This window comes from Vibrio sp. 10N.222.55.C6 (genome assembly GCF_041473395.1).
Lineage (GTDB): Bacteria > Pseudomonadota > Gammaproteobacteria > Enterobacterales > Vibrionaceae > Vibrio > Vibrio crassostreae_C.
Genome location: NZ_JBFRSD010000992.1, coordinates 1 through 368, shown reverse-complemented (window position 1 = coordinate 368; position 368 = coordinate 1). Strand labels below are relative to the sequence as shown.

1 pseudogene is annotated in these 368 nt (G+C 48.1%); it reads right to left on the bottom strand.

Going from position 1 to position 368, the window contains the following annotated elements:
• Positions 1 to 368 (bottom strand): annotated as a pseudogene (locus AB4486_RS27215) (tetrathionate reductase subunit TtrA); the annotation flags it as partial.

Genomic DNA, 368 nt, shown 5'->3' with positions numbered 1-368 from the left:
GAAGAGGCGTCTTGCGGGTGGATGTAAACAGGGTTTACTCCTTTAATCGATTCCAAGCGTGGTGACAAATTAGAGACCGCACTGTGAATGTTGGATTTAAAGTTGGTTAGGGTGAACGGCCACTCTTTTGCTGGGAACTGCTCTGCTAGTGGCGTTCCGTCCGCGAGTTTTTGTGGATACCATGTAGGGCAACCCATGTATTGCTCGCCACTGATGGTGTTGCGAGAAGTACCGAGCTTTTCATTCCAGATAGCCAATGGTTTGGTCCATTTGTACTTCATGGTTTCATTGGTATACGCATTGGTTGCGTCTTCAAAACGGCCGCCACGCGCAAAAATGTACGCTACTTTGAGCATCTCTTCAGGCTT